2 protein-coding genes are annotated in these 3,095 nt (G+C 67.1%); both read left to right on the forward strand.

What is annotated here, in order from left to right:
• The first annotated feature begins 360 nt into the window (after window positions 1-360).
• The gene (locus tag VE172_RS13035; RefSeq protein ID WP_324802265.1) at window positions 361-1,203 is read left to right on the forward strand and encodes an ABC transporter permease; all 843 of its coding nucleotides are present in this window, start codon (window positions 361-363) and stop codon (window positions 1,201-1,203) included.
• Window positions 1,204-1,330: 127 nt separating this feature from the next.
• On the forward strand, window positions 1,331-2,749 hold the full coding sequence (locus VE172_RS13040; protein WP_324802268.1) for a UDP-glucose dehydrogenase family protein: 1,419 nt from the start codon (window positions 1,331-1,333) through the stop codon (window positions 2,747-2,749).
• The last annotated feature ends 346 nt before the right edge of the window (window positions 2,750-3,095 follow it).

Below are 3,095 nucleotides of genomic sequence, written 5' to 3' on the forward strand. Positions count from 1 at the left end.
GGCCCGGTGGGACGGGCGGATGAGTTTTTCGCGCAGTCTTGCGTTGCGTCGGCGGCCTTTGGAGAACCGCACACCCAGGTCCCAGGCCTCAATAATCGATTGCTGTGACATCACCAAACACAACGCCTCAAAGAACGGAAAATGAAGATTGGGTACGACTGTACTGAAGTCGAGCGCCGACGCTGTAGCCTACCGGGGCGGGCAGCCACCCCGGCGCCGGCATCACCCGACTTCGGTTGCCGGCGTGGGGCGATCCAGGGGTGGCGGGCCTAGCCATCAGAACGCCACTGTGGAGTGTCGAGCTCCACTGGCGTCGCGTGTCGAGCGACAAGATTACGGATTTCTTCAATGACTGCAGTGATGAGCGTGAAAGCGGGGCCGCGGCGCGCCGTTCCCAAGTCCATCGGCGTTTCGGCGCTGTGGCGCCACCGCCAGACCCTTCGGGTTCTCGTCCAGCGTGACCTGGCCGTCAAGTACCAGAAGACCGTGATGGGCTACTTGTGGTCGCTCATCGAGCCGCTGGGCATGGCCGGCATCTACTGGTTCATCTTCGGCGTCTTGTACGGCCGCAGCAACATCGACGGCGTCTCCTTTGCGCTGTACGTGGTGTCGGGCATGTTCGCCTGGATGTGGGCGAGCCAGGCGATGAACGAGTCGACCTCGAGCCTGGTGTCGCAGACGAGCCTGATCACCACGATGCGGGTGCCGCGCGAGGTGTTCCCGGTGGCGCGGGTGTTCGCCCGGTTCGCGGAGTTCGCCGCGGGCATCCCGATTATCCTGATGTTCGCGATCGTCTTCCACAGCACCACCACCTGGGGCTGGAACCTGTTGCTGCTGCCGGTGGCGATCATCATCCAGGCGACCCTGCTGACGGGGATCTCGTTCGTGCTGGCGTCGCTCAACGTGCTGTACCGGGACGTCCAGCGCCTGATGCGGTTGGTGATGCGCGTGCTGTTCTACGCCGCTCCCACCGTGTACCCCTTCGCCCGGGTGGCCAACTCCCACATGCCGCACTGGGCGAAGCTGCTGTACGAGTCGAACCCGTTCGTCGGCATCATCCGCATGCAGCACGGCGCGTGGATCCCCGGCGAGATCCCCGGCTGGCGGCCCATCTCCTACTGCGCGGGCGTCGCCGTCATCGTGCTCTTCTTCGGACGGTGGCTGTTCGTCCGTCTGGAGCCCGCGGTGCTCAAGGAGCTGTGACGAACCGGCCCGACGACGAACACTCGCCGAATCATTGGTGAACTCCCGTAAGGGAAGTGGCCGCAAGCCCCGGCATCCGCTATAACTGGTCGCCGGACGAATCCGACCTTCGCGACAGCAGGTGAACATGCGCAGTACCAACCTTCCCAATGAGGGTGAATCGATCATCACCTCCGGTGCCACCCGGCCCCGCCTGACGTTCCTGGGCGTCGGCCCGCTGGGCGGCACCTACGCCGCCTGCTACGCGGAGCTGGGTTACGAGGTGCTCGGCTACGACGTCGACGCCGGGCGGGTCGAGAAGTTCTCGGCGGGCGAGCTGCCCTTCCACGAGCGGGGCCTGGGCGACCTGGTCACCAAGAACCTCGCCAATGGACGGTTGCGCTTCACCACGGACATCGAGGAGGTCGCCGAGTTCGGCGACATCCACTTCCTGTGTGTGGGAACGCCCTCGCGGCCCGACTCCGACTCCGCGGACTTGTCCTACATGGAGTCCTGCGTGGCCTCGCTGGCGCCGCTGTTGAAGCGCCGCTGCCTGGTGGTCGGCAAGTCGACCGTTCCCGTGGGCACCGCGGCGTGGGTGCAGCAGCTGATCGGGCGTCACGGCGACCCCGACGTGCACGTCGAGGTGGCGTGGAGCCCCGAGTTCCTGCAGGAGGCCAACGCCGTGGACGACGTGCTGCGCCCCAACCGCGTGGTGTTGGCGGCGCAGAGCCAGTGGGCGCAGGACCTGCTCGAGGCCGCCCACAAGGGAGTGTTCGAGCTGGCGGCGGTGGAGGACCGCGAGGTGCCGCTGGTGGTCACCGACTTCGCCACGGCGGAGCTGGTGAAGGTCGCGGCGAACGCGTTCCTGTCGACGAAGATCTCGTTCATCAACGCGATGGCCGACCTGTGCGACGTGGCGGGCGGGGACGTCACCGACCTGGCCCGGGCGATCGGCTACGACGCGCGGATCGGCAACAAGTTCCTGCGCGCGGGCATCGGCTTCGGCGGCGGTTGCCTGCCCAAGGACCTGCGGGCGCTGGCGGCGCGCGGCAAGGAGCTCGGCGTCGCCGAGTCGATGCGCTTCCTCGGCGAGATCGAGGACATCAACCTGTCGCGCCGCGCCAAGGTGGTGCGGTTGGCCGCCGAGATGACCGGCCGCGACAACGGGCCCGCGGGCCCCGAGCTGTCGGGCACCAGGATCACCGTGTTGGGCGCCACCTTCAAGCCCGACACCGACGACGTCCGCGACGCCCCGGCCCTGGACGTGGCGGGCCGCCTGGCGGCCCACGGCGCCGCGGTCACCGTCTACGACCCGATGGGCATGGACAACGCCCGCGTCTACCGCCCCGAACTCACCTACGCCAACGGTCTCGCCGACGCCGTCGACGGCGCCGAGCTGATCTGCGTGCTGGTGGAGTGGGAGGAATTCCGCCACCTCGACCCCGAGGCCCTGGCCGATCTGGTGGCCGAGCCGCGGGTGTTGGACGGCATGAACTGCCTCGACCCTCAACTGTGGAGCAACGCCGGCTGGATGTACCGCGGAATGGGCCGTTCCTCCCGTTAGGGCTTGTTGGGGGATCCACTTCCGTGGCGAGCGGCTTCCCGATGGATACATGGCAAGGCACAGGTGCGCCCGCATACAACACCGGTATGTCGGCGCACCGACAACGCGGCCAGGCGTTGTCGGTGCGCCGCGCAGCAGGAGACGGGATCCCCCCGACGAGCCCTCAGGGCCAGGAAACGGGATCCCCCCAACACTCCCTAGGGGCTCAGGCGGGGACCTTTTCGTCTTCTGAGGTTTGGTAGGCGGTGAGGGCTTGTTCGACGGTGCCGTCGACGCGGAGTTCGCCGCGGTTGAGGAACATGCCTCGGGTGCAGAATTCGGTGAGGTCTTTTTCGCTGTGGGACAC

The organism is Stackebrandtia sp., assembly GCF_035643755.1.
Taxonomy (GTDB): Bacteria; Actinomycetota; Actinomycetes; order Mycobacteriales; family Micromonosporaceae; genus Stackebrandtia.